Source organism: Arachnia propionica, from assembly GCF_003859805.1.
GTDB lineage: Bacteria > Actinomycetota > Actinomycetes > Propionibacteriales > Propionibacteriaceae > Arachnia > Arachnia propionica_C.
In genome coordinates this window covers 150,845-165,600 of record NZ_RQZG01000003.1, presented here as the reverse complement: position 1 = coordinate 165,600, position 14,756 = coordinate 150,845, and the positions used below count along the sequence as shown (strand labels likewise).

Annotated in this window: 14 protein-coding genes; 6 read left to right on the top strand and 8 right to left on the bottom strand. The window is 66.7% G+C overall.

The genetic code is table 11. The features are described from left to right. Positions 1-1,416 (bottom strand): heparan-alpha-glucosaminide N-acetyltransferase domain-containing protein, encoded by a 1,416-nt coding sequence (locus EII34_RS04305; RefSeq protein WP_185711169.1) that lies wholly within the window; start codon positions 1,414-1,416, stop codon positions 1-3. 268 nt (positions 1,417-1,684) lie between these two features. Here EII34_RS04305 and EII34_RS04300 point away from each other — a divergent pair, with 268 nt between their 5' ends. Genes EII34_RS04300 through EII34_RS04285 form a run of 4 tightly spaced genes read left to right on the top strand, consistent with a single transcriptional unit; the run spans position 1,685 to position 5,392 of the window. After that, entirely contained in the window at positions 1,685-3,178 is a 1,494-nt protein-coding gene (locus EII34_RS04300; protein WP_124843265.1) for a methylmalonyl-CoA carboxytransferase subunit 5S, read from the top strand. Between the two features lie 8 nt (positions 3,179-3,186). Next, on the top strand, positions 3,187-4,743 hold the full coding sequence (locus EII34_RS04295) for an acyl-CoA carboxylase subunit beta (protein WP_124843263.1): 1,557 nt from the start codon (positions 3,187-3,189) through the stop codon (positions 4,741-4,743). Positions 4,744-4,755: 12 nt separating this feature from the next. After that, positions 4,756-5,013, top strand: coding sequence for a hypothetical protein (locus tag EII34_RS04290; RefSeq protein WP_124843261.1), 258 nt, complete (start codon positions 4,756-4,758; stop codon positions 5,011-5,013). Between the two features lie 16 nt (positions 5,014-5,029). Next, entirely contained in the window at positions 5,030-5,392 is a 363-nt protein-coding gene (locus tag EII34_RS04285; protein WP_124843259.1) for a biotin/lipoyl-containing protein, read from the top strand. Positions 5,393-5,487: 95 nt separating this feature from the next. Here the strand turns inward: EII34_RS04285 and EII34_RS04280 are convergent, their stop codons facing one another. The 5 genes from EII34_RS04280 to EII34_RS04260 form a co-directional block, all read right to left on the bottom strand. Further along, positions 5,488-5,991 (bottom strand): universal stress protein, encoded by a 504-nt coding sequence (locus EII34_RS04280; RefSeq protein ID WP_124843257.1) that lies wholly within the window; start codon positions 5,989-5,991, stop codon positions 5,488-5,490. A gap of 17 nt (positions 5,992-6,008) precedes the next feature. Then, positions 6,009-7,364, bottom strand: coding sequence for an MFS transporter (locus tag EII34_RS04275; protein WP_124843255.1), 1,356 nt, complete (start codon positions 7,362-7,364; stop codon positions 6,009-6,011). Further along, positions 7,361-7,828 carry an SRPBCC family protein gene (locus tag EII34_RS04270; protein ID WP_260425053.1) on the bottom strand — a complete coding sequence of 156 codons (468 nt, stop codon included), beginning with the start codon at positions 7,826-7,828 and terminating at the stop codon, positions 7,361-7,363. Before EII34_RS04270 ends, EII34_RS04275 begins: the two co-directional genes overlap by 4 nt. A gap of 105 nt (positions 7,829-7,933) precedes the next feature. Beyond that, positions 7,934-8,941: a YeiH family protein gene (locus EII34_RS04265; protein ID WP_124843251.1), complete on the bottom strand. Its 1,008-nt coding sequence runs from the start codon at positions 8,939-8,941 to the stop codon at positions 7,934-7,936. A gap of 233 nt (positions 8,942-9,174) precedes the next feature. After that, positions 9,175-11,526, bottom strand: coding sequence for an ATP-binding cassette domain-containing protein (locus EII34_RS04260; RefSeq protein ID WP_124843249.1), 2,352 nt, complete (start codon positions 11,524-11,526; stop codon positions 9,175-9,177). A 91-nt stretch (positions 11,527-11,617) separates the two neighbouring features. On the opposite strand from EII34_RS04260, the gene EII34_RS15895 reads away from it, so the two are divergent. Further along, positions 11,618-11,779, top strand: coding sequence for a hypothetical protein (locus EII34_RS15895; protein ID WP_185711168.1), 162 nt, complete (start codon positions 11,618-11,620; stop codon positions 11,777-11,779). 119 nt (positions 11,780-11,898) lie between these two features. Here EII34_RS15895 and EII34_RS04255 read toward each other — a convergent pair whose 3' ends face one another. After that, positions 11,899-12,969, bottom strand: a complete 1,071-nt coding sequence (locus EII34_RS04255) for a hypothetical protein (RefSeq protein ID WP_185711167.1) — start codon at positions 12,967-12,969, stop codon at positions 11,899-11,901. A 130-nt stretch (positions 12,970-13,099) separates the two neighbouring features. Between EII34_RS04255 and EII34_RS15890 the strand changes: the two genes are divergently transcribed. Then, positions 13,100-13,936: a CPBP family intramembrane glutamic endopeptidase gene (locus tag EII34_RS15890; protein ID WP_185711166.1), complete on the top strand. Its 837-nt coding sequence runs from the start codon at positions 13,100-13,102 to the stop codon at positions 13,934-13,936. Between the two features lie 65 nt (positions 13,937-14,001). On the opposite strand, the gene EII34_RS04245 is transcribed toward EII34_RS15890, so the two are convergent. Then, positions 14,002-14,751 (bottom strand): phosphoglyceromutase, encoded by a 750-nt coding sequence (locus EII34_RS04245; protein WP_124843243.1) that lies wholly within the window; start codon positions 14,749-14,751, stop codon positions 14,002-14,004. Between the last annotated feature and the right edge of the window lie 5 nt (positions 14,752-14,756).

Here is a 14,756-nt window from a genome sequence, read left to right as displayed (position 1 = left end):
CTAGCCCCTGGGGCGTCCTGCCAGCCGATCGGCGACGGCCCCGGTGAGCTGCTCCAGCGGGCCGGAGGTGAACACCCGCAGCCACAGCGAACACAGCACGACCAGTCCCAGGGCGAGCCCTCCGGCCACCAGCAGCTCGTCGGGCTGCATCCCGATGCTGGTCAGGACGATGATGTGCACCACGTAGGCGGTCAGGGCCATGGCGCCGACGCCGGTCAGCGGCCACAGCACGAACCGGCTCCAGGCGATCCTGCCGAGCAGCACCAGCCCGGCGATCGTCGCCAGGGCCAACCCGCCGGAGGAGAAGCTCTCGAACGGGGTGCCGGAGTGCGGGGCGAAGTTCCACACCGCGAGCTTGATGTCCACGGGACGGGTGGGGTCGAAGATCGACGGGAACCTGTCGTCCTCCTCCGGGTCGCCCGGCTCCGGGAGGGACTCGTCGATGCCGAGTTTCTCGTTGATGAGTTTCTCGTAGCTGGCGAACTGTTCCTCGGTCATGGTCTCGAGCTGTTTCTCGAGCTCTTCGAGGGAGCAGCTCTTGAGGGCGGTCCCGGATGCGTCCAGACACCAGTTCTCCTCGGGGTCGGGGTAGTCCTCGCCGCCCTCGGAGATGCTGCTGCTGGGGTTGCCGTTCTGCGCGAACAGGGGGTCGAGGGACCTCGCCTCGATGAGGAACGGGGCGGCGAACCCGATGAAGAGCACCAGGCCGACGATGAGGAAGTTCCGCAGGGCGACGACATTGTCCAGGCCGTAGCGGCCGAGGGCCAGACCGGCGAGCACGAAACCCATCCACACGAAGGCGGGGTAGACGGAGCTGGCGATCATGAGAGGGACGAAGGCGTTGTCGGTCCCGCCACCGCCCCAGAGGGGGAACCAGGTGGGCATCGCCATCACGAGGAAGGACCCGAGGGTGGCGTGACAGGCGGCCACGATGAGCAGGGTGCGGGGTCGCCAGCGCAGTGCAGGCAGCGCCAGGATGAACCAGAACGCGTAGGAGGCCAGGATCACCTGGACACTCGTCGGGATGAGCGACAGGCCACCGGCCAGGAAGAGCAGCACGATCGCCCGTCCGAGGATGGTGAGTCGGGCCTGCATGAGCTCGGTTCCCTCGAGACGGCGTCGTCCGCCGCTCATGATGGCCAGCGACACCCCGGCGATGGTCGCGAACAGGATGGCGGAGCGCCCGTTGGCGAAGTTCAGCAGGGCCACCGGGTCACCGGGGGAGGCCGGGGTGAGGACGGTGTGGGCCACCACCATGCCCAGCACCGCCAGCCCACGTGCCGCGTCCAGCCCGCGCACCCGCGGCCGGACGCGGGAGAAGTCACGCAGTCGGGGCCACCAGGGCCGGGCAGGGCGGGGTGCCGCCTCGGGGGCGGCGACGGGCTCAGGGGCGGGGTCGAGAACAGTGCCAGTCACAGGCCACAGGGTAGGGGGCCATGAGGTGGAGTGGAAGGGGCTTCGGGTCGGAATCCGCGGCGGTGGCGGAAGACCCTGGTCGGATGCCTGTCGGACCTGGGGCTGGTGGTGTGTGTCCTGCTGGTGACGCCGCGTCGTGAGAACTGGCCTTTGAACAGCGTTCAACCGTTTGTCCTCGTCAGCCCTTGGTCCGACCAGAATGCGAGTGGGACCTCCGAAGCGGGGGGCGGGTGTCGTGGCCGAACCCCGGCATGGTTGGATAGGGACCATGAGTCCTCGAAAGATCGGCGTCACCGAAGTAGCCCTCCGGGACGCACACCAGAGTTTGATGGCAACCCGCATGGCCATGGAAGACATGGTCGATGCCTGCGCTGACATCGATGCGGCCGGTTACTGGTCCGTCGAGTGTTGGGGTGGCGCGACCTTCGATTCCTGCATCCGCTTCCTCAACGAAGACCCGTGGGTCAGGCTGCGGACCTTCCGTGAGCTGATGCCCAACTCCAGGCTGCAGATGCTGCTGCGCGGCCAGAACCTCCTCGGCTACCGCCACTACGAGGACATGGTGGTGGAGAAGTTCGTCGAGAAGTCCGCCGAGAACGGCATGGACGTCTTCCGGGTCTTCGACGCCCTCAACGACCCGCGCAACATGGCCCGTGCCATGCAGGCGGTCAAGAAGGTCGGCAAGCACGCCCAGGGCACCATCTGCTACACCATCTCCCCGGTCCACACCGTCGAGGGATACGTGAAGCTGGCCGGTCAGCTCATCGACATGGGGGCCGAGTCCATCGCCCTGAAGGACATGGCCGCCCTGCTCCAGCCGCAGCCCGCCTACGACATCATCCGCGGTATCAAGGAGACCTACGGCGACATCCAGATCAACGTCCACTGCCACTCCACGACGGGGGTCACGCTGGTCTCGCTCATGAAGGCCATCGAGGCAGGTGCCGACGTGGTTGACACCGCCATCTCGTCGATGAGCCTGGGCCCCGGGCACAACCCCACCGAGTCCCTCGTCGCGATGCTGGAGGGCACCGAGTACACCACGGGGCTCGACATGGACCGTCTCATCAAGATCCGCGACCATTTCGCGGCCATCCGCCCCAAGTACGCCGAGTTCGAGTCCGCCACCCTGGTGGACACCGACATCTTCTCCTCCCAGATCCCGGGCGGCATGCTGTCGAACATGGAGTCCCAGCTCAAGGCCCAGGGCGCGGGGGACCGTATCCGCGAGGTGATGGAGGAGGTGCCCCGGGTCAAGGCCGATGCCGGGCACCCGCCGCTGGTCACCCCGTCGTCGCAGATCGTCGGCACCCAGGCCGTGTTCAACGTCCTCATGGGTCGCTACAAGGTGCTCACCGGTGAGTTCGCCGACCTCATGCTCGGCTACTACGGCGAGTGCCTCGGGGAGCGCAACCCGGAGGTCATCGAGTTGGCCCGCACACAGGCGAAGAAGGACCCCATCACGGTGCGTCCCGCCGACACCCTGACCCCGGAGTGGGACGAGCTCGTCGCTCAGGCGGGGGCCCTTGAGGGAGCCGACGGCACCGAGGAGGACGTCCTGACCAATGCGATGTTCCCGGGCGTCGCGCCCGGGTTCTTCAAGACCCGTTCCGAGGGGCCGAAGAACGTCGGCAAGACCCCGGAGCAGCTCAAGGCCGAGGAGGAGGCCGCCAAGCGCAAGGCGCAGGGCATCTCCGGCCCCGTCAAGTACAACGTCACCATCGCTGGCCGTTCGCACAGCGTTTCCGTCGAGCCCGCCTGAGGAGCACCATGAGCAAGGAACACACGATGGCCGAGCGCCTCCAGCAGCTGGAGGACGCCCGTGCGAAGGTCGAGGCCGGAGGCGGCCTCGACAAGCTGGAGAAGCAGCGGTCCAAGGGCAAGCTGACCGCCCGCGACCGCATCGAGGCCCTGATCGACGAGGGCACCTTCCAGGAGACCGGGGCCTTCCGCCGCAACCGCACCACCACCTTCGGGATGGACAAGGCCGACATGGCCGCCGACGGTGTGGTGACCGGCTCCGCGACGGTGCTGGGCCGCCCGGTCCACCTGGCCAGCCAGGACTTCACCGTCATGGGTGGCTCCGCCGGTGAGGCCCACTCCATCAAGGTCACCGAGATGCTCAAGGCATCGCTGCAGACCGGTACCCCGTTCGTCTTCATCAACGACTCGGGTGGCGCCCGTGTCCAGGAGGGCATCGACTCCCTGTCGGGCTACGGCAAGGTCTTCTACGCCAACGTCCTGCTCTCGGGTGCGGTCCCGCAGATCTCGATCATCGCCGGGCCCTGCGCCGGTGGCGCGGCCTACTCCCCGGCCCTGACCGACTTCATCATCCAGACCCGCAAGGCCCACATGTTCATCACGGGCCCCGGCGTCATCAAGCAGGTCACCGGTGAGGAGGTCACCCAGGACGCACTGGGTGGTGCCGATGCCCACATGTCCCGCTCCGGCGTGGTCCACTTCGTGGCCGACGACGACGAGCAGGCCATCCTGATCGCGAAGAAGCTGCTGAGCTTCCTGCCGCAGAACAACACCGAGGAACCGCCGATCGTCGATCCGGATGACTCGATCGAGCCCAACGAGAAGCTGCGGGAGATCATCCCGACCGCATCCAACAAGGGCTACGACATCCGCGAGGTCATCGCGGAGATCGTCGACCACCGCGACTTCCTGGAGGTCCAGGCCGGGTGGGCGATGAACATCGTCGTCGGGTTCGGACGCATCAACGGCCGCACCATCGGCATCATCGCGAACCAGCCGTCGGTGATGTCCGGTGTGCTGGACATCGACTCCTCCGACAAGGGCAGCAAGTTCATCCGCTTCTGCAACGCCTTCAACATCCCCGTGGTGAACCTCGTCGACGTCCCCGGCTTCCTGCCGGGCGTGGCGCAGGAGCACGGTGGCATCATCCGTCACGGCGCGAAGATGCTGTACGCCTACTCGGCCGCGACGGTGCCGAAGATCACCGTGGTGCTGCGCAAGGCCTACGGTGGCGCCTACCTGGCGATGTGCTCGAAGGATCTCGGCGCCGACAAGGTGTTCGCCTGGCCGACCGCTGAGATCGCCGTGATGGGTGCCGAGGGTGCCGCGAACGTGGTGTTCCGCCGCGAGATCGAGGCCGCCGAGGATCAGGACGCCCGCCGTGAGGAGCTGGTGGAGGAGTACCGCGAGACCTTCTCCACCCCGTACATGGCTGCCTCCCGCGGGCTGGTCGATGACATCATCGACCCGGCCGACACCCGACGCGAGATCGCCCTCGCGCTGGAGCTGCTCGTCGGCAAGCGCGAGGTCCGGCCTCCGAAGAAGCACGGCCTCGGCCCGGCCTGATCGGAGTTGTTGATGGCTGACACCAATGCCGAGTTGCTCGCAGCGGTCGAGAAGCTGACCGCGCAGCTGAAGGTCCTCGACGAGCGCATCGCGAAACTCGAGGCCCGCCAGCAGATCCCTGAGTCCGACCTGGTCGCGATCGGTGCCGCCGTCGCCGCCTACTTCGGACACAAGGCCAAGATCCGGGCCGTGCGCTTCGGATCCCAGACCCGCTGGGCCGCGGCCTCCCGTGGCCAGGTCCACAACCGTGTTGTCCCGCACACCCGCTGATTGAAGGAGAAAACCCATGAAGCTCAAGGTGACCGTCAATCAGACGGAGTACGAGATCGATGTCGAGGTCGAGGAGGAGGAGCGCCAAGGACTCGGCCCCATCATCATCGGTGGCTCCGGGGGTCCCACCCCGGTGGCCCCGACGACCGCGTCGGTCAGTGCTGTGAGTTCGAACGCCGTCGTCGCCCCCCTGGCCGGTTCCGTGGCCCGGATCCTGGTCAACGAGGGTGATGAGATCGAGGCCGGTCAGGTCCTGCTGGTCCTCGAGGCCATGAAGATGGAGACCGAGATCACCGCCCCGGCTGCGGGCAAGGTGGTCTCGATCCTGGTGAGCCAGGGCGAGCCCGTCCAGGGCGGCCAGGCGCTCATCGAGCTCTGACCAGCGATTCTCACGGCGGGGCCGCACCTGTTGGGTGCGGCCCCGTTCGTCATGTCAGGTCATGGGTGCTCGACCCATGACCTGACCGGGGGTGCTCAGCCGTCGCTCTCCGGGCGGTGCTGATCGCCCTGGGGCACGTCCCCGAAGGGTCGCACCATCAGCACGTCACAGTGGGCACGGCTGACCACTTCGCGGGCGACGTCGCCGAGCAGACGGCCGGTGATGGAGCGGTCCCGGATGGCACCGATGACGATGAGGTCACCGAGCCGTTCCTTCGAGGTCTCCAACAGGGCGTCTGCCGGGTCGGCCTCCACCAGCAGTGCCGCCCTGACCGTCGCACCGGCTGCACGGGCGATGTCCTGGGCGTGCTGGACGGCCCGGGTGGCCGCCTCCTTTCCCGGTACCTGGCCGAGACGGCTGGCGGTGGTGTCACCGAGGTTGATCTTTGCGTCGCCGCGGCGGGAACCACCGCCGTAGGCGCAGACGATGACCAGCTCGGCCTCCTCCTTGACCGCGATCCATGCGGCACGGGTGACCGTTGGGCCTGCCAACTCGGAACCGTCGGTTCCGACCACGATGGTGGTGTAGTCCTTGAGCATGTCTCCTCCTTCACTGGTCAATGCCCAGCAGGTGCTGGGACGGAGAGGTCGTCGACGTCCTTGACGATGGGCGGTTCCTTGATCCACAGCATCGCGACACCTGCCAGGGCGAGGAACACCGCGGCGAAGGTGATGGCATGGCCGGGGTCGTCACCGATCCACCTGTAGACGGTGCCGAAGGTGACGGTCTGGATCAGCATCGGGATGACGATCATCATGTTGATGATGCCCATGTAGACGCCGTAACGGGTGGACGGGACCATGCGCACCGCCATGATGTACGGCACCCCCATGATCGAGGCCCATGCGATGCCGAGCCCGATGATCGGCACGAACAGCAGGTACTTGTCGGTGATGTGGGGGAAGAAGGCCAGTCCGAGGGCGGCCAGGAACAGGCAGCCGGTGTGGACGTACTTCGCCCCGTAACGTTTCGCCATCGCCACCAGGGCGAAGGCGACACAGAAGGTGACGACGTTGTAGCCGCCGTTGACCAGACCGGTCCAGGCGACGGCGTCGGCATAGGCTGAGCTCTTGGTGTCGGTGGTGTTGAAGGCGGATTTCGCCACCGACAAGGAGACGTACTGCCAGTAGCAGTTCATGGCATACCACTGGAACAGGTAGACCAAGGCCAGTTTGCGCAGTTGGACGGGCATGTCGAGGAGGGCGTCCCAGATCTCCTTGACCGCACCGCCGAAGGACAGCTTGTTCCTGCGGATCTCCGCCAACTCCTCGGGGCTCGGCTCGATCTCCTTGGTGGACAGCACCGAGATCAGCACGGTGGCCAGGGAGGCGACGGTGCCCAGCATGAAGGCCGACATCACCCAGTAGTAGATGCCGTTGCCCATCGCGCTCTCACCGAGCAGGGCCTTGAAGATGAACAGGGAGACATTGGCCAGGGTGATGCCCAGACCGGTGAAGAAGGACTGTGCCAGGAATCCCTTGGCCAGCTGCGAGGGAGGCAGCTTGTCGGAGATGAAGGCCCGGTACGGTTCCATCGCGGTGTTGTTCGAGACGTCCAGCAGCCACAGCAGCAGCACCGCGATCCACACCGCGGAGGCGAAGGGGAACAGAAACAGGCCGATGGAGCAGCCGATGGCCCCGATGAGCAGGAAGGGACGTCGTCGTCCCCACTTCGGGACCCAGGTCTTGTCGGAGATCGCACCGATCATCGGTTGGACCAGCAGACCTGTGATGGGTCCGGCCAGGTTCAGCAGTGGCATCTCCTCAGGGTTGGCCCCCAGCATCGTGTAGATCGGGTTGACGGCGGTCTGCTGCATCCCGAAGGAGTACTGGATTCCGAAGAATCCCAGGTTCATCAGCAGGATCTGCCGCATCGTCATGAGCGGCTTCTGCCGCACCACGGTGGCGCTCATCGGGTGACCCCTTCTGGATTGGCCGCCAGGAACTCCTGGAGGCGGTCGAGTTCGAGTTCCCATCCCTTGGCGTGGAACTCGGCGCGGGATGGGTCGTAGGGGCCCTGCACGATGCGCACGAAGCAACTGGAGCTGTTGCGTCCGTTCTTGACGAACTCGACGCGCAGCTCCATGGGGACGTCGGGGTCGATGCCGGGATCACCGGTGATCCGCTGCTTGGCGACGAAGACGTCCGGTTCGAAGAACTCGGTGAAGGTGGCGTCCGTGGTGACCCGGACGCTGGGGTCGTTGTCGCGTACCTTGACGTGGTGATGTCGGCCGCCGAGTCTTGGCTCGGAGCTCACACTCTCCTGCTCGACGTGCCATCCGGGACTGCCTCGCCACAGCATCATCTCCTCGGGGAGGGTCCAGGCCCGGAACACCCGCTGCTGCGGATAGGAGAACTGCCGTTCGACGATCAACATGACATTTGCAACCATTGTGCACTCCTGCTGAGTGGAATTGCGATACAGCCTGCTACGTTTCGTCGTGGAAGTCCATACCCCGTTGGGTATGGAAGGGGTGGCGGGCTAGGTCAGCGCAATCCCGGTGCAGGCGATCCCGGCCACGAGCACAGTGGACAGGGCGGCCAGGGCGAAGGGACGTGGTCCCACCCTGCACAGGGCGCGGATCTTCACGCCGCAACCCAGTGCGAACATGGCTGCGGCGAGCAGCGTCGTCTGCAGGATGGCACCGAGGTCGAGAACCGGCTGTGGCAGCGCGACGAAGGAACGCAGACACACCATCGCCAGGAAACCCAGGACGAAGGGCGGCACGATGGGGGGCAGCTTCGTCCGGGAGGAGTTGCGTTGGGCGATCCGGCGTTGCCGGAGACTGAGGATGGCGATGACCGGGGCCAGCAGCAGCACACGGGCCAGTTTCACCACCACTGCGATGGTCAGTGCGCCGCCACCGATGATGCCGCCGACCGCCACCACCTGGGCGATCTCGTGGATGGAGCCCCCGGCCCACATCCCGGCGACGTGTGGCTCCATGCCCAGCAGGGCGGCGACGAGTGGCACCAGCGGGATCATGAGGGTGCCGAAGATCACCACCAGGGCGATGGCGGTGATGGTGTCCTGTTCGTGCTCGTCGTCGGGGTCGATGACCCCGCAGGCCCCGGCGACGGCGGCAGCACCGCAGATCGAGAACCCGCACGCCACCAGCAGACTCAGTCCGGTCGGTATCCGTAGCCAGCGTCCCAGCAGCAGGGTTCCGACCAGCCCACCGGTGACGATGCACACCACCACCAGCAGCATCGGTGCCCCCAGGGCGAGGATGTCACCCAGCACCAGCCGGAGCCCGAGCAGGATGATCCCGGCACGCAACAGTTTCTTGGCCGAGAAGTCGATCCCGGGGCTGAGGTTCGCCTGCAACGGCAGCACATTGGTCAGGGTGATCCCCAGGACGATCGCGATGATGAGTGGGCTGGCAGTGGGCAGGAACAGACTGAGACCGTAGGAGATCAGGGCTGTGACAAGGCACAGCCCCGCCCCGGGAAGCAGCGGAAGCAGACCTTTGATGAACACGGGGGTCATTGTGCACCCCTTGGCCCAGTCCTTCCAGACCCCGGACCCCATCTCCGCCGTTCACACCAGGGTCTTCCTTCCCTCGCTGGTCACACCGAGGACTGCCCGCTGTCTGATGGTCAGGACCTCTGGCGCATGGTGCGGGGTCCCGGGGCCTCGACGTGGGATCTCCGCAGAGCTTCGAGGATCGTCGTTGGTCGTCGTGGTGACGGTGAGGCCATGACGACCTTCAGGAGAACAACTCAGCCGGTGACGTGGGCCGCCAGGTGCTGACCGGTCAGGGTGGTGGCCGTGGTGACCAGGTCGTGGGGGGTGCCCTCGAAGACCACGCGGCCGCCGTCGTGCCCGGCTCCCGGACCGAGGTCGATGATCCAGTCCGCATGGGCCATCACCGCCTGGTGGTGCTCGACGACGATGACTGAGCGGCCGTCGTCGACCAGCCGGTCGAGCAGGCCGAGCAGCTGCTCGACATCGGCCAGATGCAGGCCCGTGGTGGGTTCGTCGAGCACCAGCACCTGGGCGTTGGTGCCGAGCTCGGCGGCCAGCTTGAGGCGTTGCCGTTCCCCGCCGGAAAGGGTGGTCAGGGGTTGGCCCAGGCTGAGGTATCCCAGCCCGACCTCATCCAGTCGTGTCAGGATCGTCGTCGCCTGCGGCACCGTCGCCTCGCCGGTGAAGAACTCGAGGGCGGTGTTCACCGGCATCTCCAGTACGTCCGCGATGCTCCGGCCAGCCAGGGTGTGTGCCAGCACCTCGGCCTGGAACCGACGCCCCTCGCACTCGTCGCAGGTGGTGGCGACCCCCGCCATCATCGCCAGATCGGTGTAGATCACCCCGGCTCCGTTGCACGACGGGCAGGCGCCGTCGGAATTGGGGGAGAACAGCGCGGGCTTGACGCCGTTGGCCTTCGCGAAGGCCTTGCGGATGGGCTCCAGCAGACCGGTCCAGGTGGCCGGGTTGGAGCGCCGCGACCCCTTGATCGCGCCTTGGTCGATCACCGCCACCTCGTTGCGCGGGGCCACCGAGCCGTGGATGAGGGAGCTCTTGCCCGACCCCGCCACCCCGGTGACCACCACGAGGCAGCCCAGCGGGATGTCCACGTCCACGTCGCGCAGGTTGTTCGTCGATGCGCCTCGGACGGGGAGCACGCCCTTGGGGGAGCGGACCTGATCCTTGAGCCGCGCCCGGTCGTCGAGGTGGCGGCCCGTCAGTGTGCCGGATTTCCGAAGCTGGTCGACGGTGCCGGTGAAGCACACCCGCCCGCCGGCGGTCCCGGCTCCCGGTCCCAGGTCGACGACGTGGTCGGCGATGGCGATCATCTCCGGCTTGTGCTCCACCACGAGCACGGTGTTGCCCTTGTCGCGCAGCTCCGTGAGCAGGGCGTTCATCTGCTGGATGTCGTGGGGGTGCAGTCCGATGGAGGGCTCGTCGAAGACGTAGGTGACATCGGTCAGCGACGATCCCAGGTGCCGGATCATCCTGGTGCGTTGCGCCTCGCCGCCGGACAGGGTCCCCGATGGGCGGTCCAGGGACAGATACCCCAGGCCGATGGCGACGAAGGCATCGAGGGTGATCCGCAGTGAGTCCAGCAGCGGGGCCACGCTCGGTTCGTCGAGTTCGCTGACCCACACGGCCAGATCACTGATCTGCATGGCACAGACCTCGGCGATGGACAGGCCCCGAATCCTGGAGCTGCGGGCGGCCTCGTTCAGCCGGGTGCCGTCGCACCCGGGGCAGGTGCCGAAGGTGATGGCCCGCTCCACGAAGGCGCGGATGTGGGGCTGCATCGCCTCGACGTCCTTGCTCAGGAAGGACTTGCGGATCTTCGGGATGAGCCCCTCGAAGGTGACGTTGACGCCCTCGACCTTGATACGTCTCGGCTCCGAGTGCAGCAGGACATCGAGCTCCCGGGCGCTGTAGTCGCGCAGTCTCTTGTCCGGGTCGAGGAACCCGGAACCCTGGTAGATCCGGCCGTACCAGCCGTCCATGGAATACCCGGGTACCAGCAGCGCCCCCTCGGCGAGGGACTTCTCGGCATCGAACAGGGCCGCGTGGTCGACATCGGAGACCTGACCCCGTCCCTCACACCGGGGGCACATCCCACCGATCACCTCGAACTCGCGACGCTGTTTGACCTGTCGGCCGCCCTTGGTGGCGGTGATCGCCCCGGCCCCGGAGACCGAGGCCACGTTGAAGGAGAAGGCCTTGGGGCCGCCGATGTAGGGCTGACCCAGGCGGGAGAAGAGGATGCGCAACTGGGCGTGCACGTCGGTGACGGTACCGAGCGTGGAGCGAGGATTTCCGCCGAGGCGCTCCTGGTCGACGATGATGGCGGTGGTCAAACCGTCGAGCAGGTCCACGTCGGGTCGGTCGAGGGCTGGCATGAAGCCCTGCGCGAAGGCCGAGTAGGTCTCGTTGATGAGCCGCTGGCTCTCGGCGGCGATGGTCTCGAACACCAGCGACGACTTGCCCGACCCCGACACCCCGGTGATGACGGTGAGGCGGCGTTTCGGCAGGTCCAGGGAGATGTCGCGGAGGTTGTTCTCCCGGGCACCACGCACCCGGATCAGGTCGTGGGAGTCGGCAGGGTGGGTCATGGGGCTCCTTGGGCAGGCAGAGGTTCCAAGTATGCCCGTCGCGGTGTTCTCAGCCATTCCTTGTCCCAGGACATGCCGGAGCGGCAGAAGAATGGCAGAGAACAAGGGCGGCACCGGCAGAGCTGGTCTGAAACCCATCGCGGGGGAGGGGCGTCGCCTGTTCGACGACGCCCCCACCACCCGGCTGCGCCTGCTCAGCGCCAGCAGTACCACCAACGGCAACGCGATCCTCACCGATGGGTCGTATGCCTGAGGGCGCTGCCAAGCCCCGCTGGTCGGGCCAGCGGTGATCAGGGTTGGCCTGGGGGTGGGTCACCGCGTGTGGTCACCGGGCCTCGAGTTCAGCGCACCGCGAAGGACAGGCCAGCAGGGTCACGCCGTGGTGAAGTGACCCTGCTGCTGACCCGTCGTCTGGTCGAGGACGGTGACCCCTTCCATGGTGGTGGCCAGCAGGCGCGAGTCCGGGAGCAGGACCGTGCCGCCCGTCTGGATGGTCAGGGACAACTCCCGGGACTCACCGGTCGTCACGTCGGTGAACCGGAAGGGACGCGGCTCCAGCGAGGTCCCGACCGGGTCCTGCGGAGAGGTGAACAGGGTGGCGCCGTCGGGGGTGAGGGTGTCCCAGTGCGGCATCTCACTGGCCAGGTGAGTCAGTTCTTCCCCGGTCGCCGGGTCGATCCGGTCCCAGCCACCGTCGGGGTTGCTGACCAGGAGGGTGTCCCCCGCGACCAGCGGCCGATGAGGGGTGTGGTCGAAACGGAACGCCTCGGTGCCGTCCATCGTCAACAGCAGCGTGGCGCCGTCATGGCTGACGACGAGCTTGTCCAGGATGAAACCGTGAACCATCGCCCTCTCGTCCGAGCTGACCTTCACCCAGGTGAGCCGGGTGGCGCTGGCCCAGTCGAAGATGCCGACGTGCCCGTCGAGACCAGCGGTGGCAACGTACTTCCCGATGGAGGAGCAGGCCACGGAGGTGATCGCGGTCACGCCACTGCAGGGCGGCTCGAACAGCGCGTGGCCGGTGCCGAAGTGACGTGCGGTGCCGCCTGCCTGGTCGACGTGGACGACGAAGGCCCCGACGACATCGATGAGCGAGTCATCGTTGCGGAAGACGGTCAGACGTGACCCGGCGCCCAGCAGGGAGTCCGGCAGCAACCGCTCGGCCGCGACGTCCCACAGCATCGCTCCCGACCGCCCCGCCACATCGACCAGAACGTCGGCGGTGAACAGCAGGGCGCCCGTTGGGGAGAGCACCGGCCGGGGCAAGACTGGTCGGGAATCGCAGACGGCGGTGTCCTTGCCGAGCCTTTCCGGGCGCTCCGGCACGCCGTCGGCCCAGCCGCTGGGTTCGGTCGGCCGGGACTCGCACCCGGCCAGGACGCCCACCCCGGCCAGTGCGGCGACAGTGAGCAGTGAGCGACGGGTGAGAGGGAGGTCGGTCATGGAGTCCATTGTGTCGCAGAACTGGTTCACCGGGCTCAGCCGAGCGGTGGTGACAGGTATCGTTTCGCATCCAGTTGACAAGGCAAGACGTTGGAACACGGAAAGGGCTCACATGACGAGCGTTGACCTGATGCGCAAACACCCCCCGAGGGCATGGTGGACGGCCTGCCTCATCGCCATCGCGGTACTGTTCCTGGTGCAGACGATCTTCGCCGTGCCGCTGGTCTTCCTGTTCGAGTACCTGGTGCCCACCAGTGGCCTGGTGCTCGGCAGCCTGTACTCCTTCGTCTTCGGGCTGCTGGCGATCCTCATCATCAACGAGAAGCTGAACAAGCGCACGGATGCCGCGCTCGGCTTCCACCGGCCGAGGGCGGGGCGCAACTACCTGATCGGGCTCCTCATCGGCCTGGCCATGATCGTCATGGTGGTGGGCGCCGCCGTGGCGCTCGGTGCCGTGAGGCTCAGCGTCAACCCGGAGAGCAGCTGGGTGCTGGTCCTGGTCACCATGGTCGCCTTCGCCGTCCAGGGCATGACCGAGGAGGTGCTCTGCCGGGGCTACATCCAGAGCAGCATCGCGGTGTCGAAGGGCATGTGGTTCGCCGTCCTCGTCCAGGCCGTGATCTTCGCCGTCATCCACGCCGTCAACCCGGGAATGCAACTGCTCCCGGCACTGAACCTGCTCGTCTTCGGGTTCCTGTTCGGTCTGCTCTACTGGTACACCGACAGCATCTGGCTGGTGGGGGCCATGCACTTCGCCTGGAACTTCCTCCTGGGGCCGGTCATCGGCATCGAGGTCAGCGGCATGGTCCTGCCCTCGACCCTGTTCACGGCCACGGCTGTCGGCAGTGACCTGCTGACCGGAGGAGCCTTCGGTATCGAGGGCAGCATCCTCACCACCATCATCGGCGTCATCGGATGCGTGATCCTGCACGTCCTGATCCAGCAGAAGCGGAAGCAGCGGGCCTGACCCGATGAAAAACCGCAGTGGTCGTGACCCGTCGGACGACGGACCACGACCACTGCGGTGTCAGGTCACTTCTTGCCCTGGTTCTTCACCGCCTCGATGGATGCGGCGGCGGCCTCCGGGTCGAGGTAGCGGCCACCCTTGACCACCGGCTTGAGGTTCTCATCCAGCTCGTAGAACAGCGGGATACCGGTCGGGATGTTCAGGCCCGCGATGTCCTCGTCCGAGATCTCGTCCAGGTGCTTGACCAGTGCCCGAAGCGAGTTGCCGTGCGCGGTGACCAGCACCGTGTGACCGGCCTTCAGGTCCGGCACGATGTCGGACTCCCAGTAGGGCAGCATCCTGGCCACGACGTCCTTGAGGCACTCGGTGCGGGGACGCTCGGCCTCGGGGATGTCGGCGTAGCGCGGATCGTTGAACTGCGAGTACTCGGCGTCGGTGTCCTGCACCGGCGGCGGCACGTCGTAGCTGCGACGCCACAGCATGAACTGCTCGTCGCCGTACTTCTCGCGCGTGGCGGTCTTGTCCAGGCCCTGCAGCGCCCCGTAGTGACGCTCGTTGAGCCGCCAGTGACGACGCACCGGGATCCAGTGGCGGTCGCAGCCGTCCAGCGCCAGGTAGGCGGTGTGGATGGCACGGCGCAGCAGCGAGGTGTGCAACACCGTCGGCAGCAGGTCCTCCGCCTTCAACAGCTCGGCGGCCCTGCGGGCCTCGGCCTGGCCCTTCTCGTTGATGTCGACGTCCACCCAGCCGGTGAACAGGTTCTTGGCGTTCCACTCGCTCTCGCCGTGGCGGAGCAGGATCAGCTTTCCGGTCATGGCGT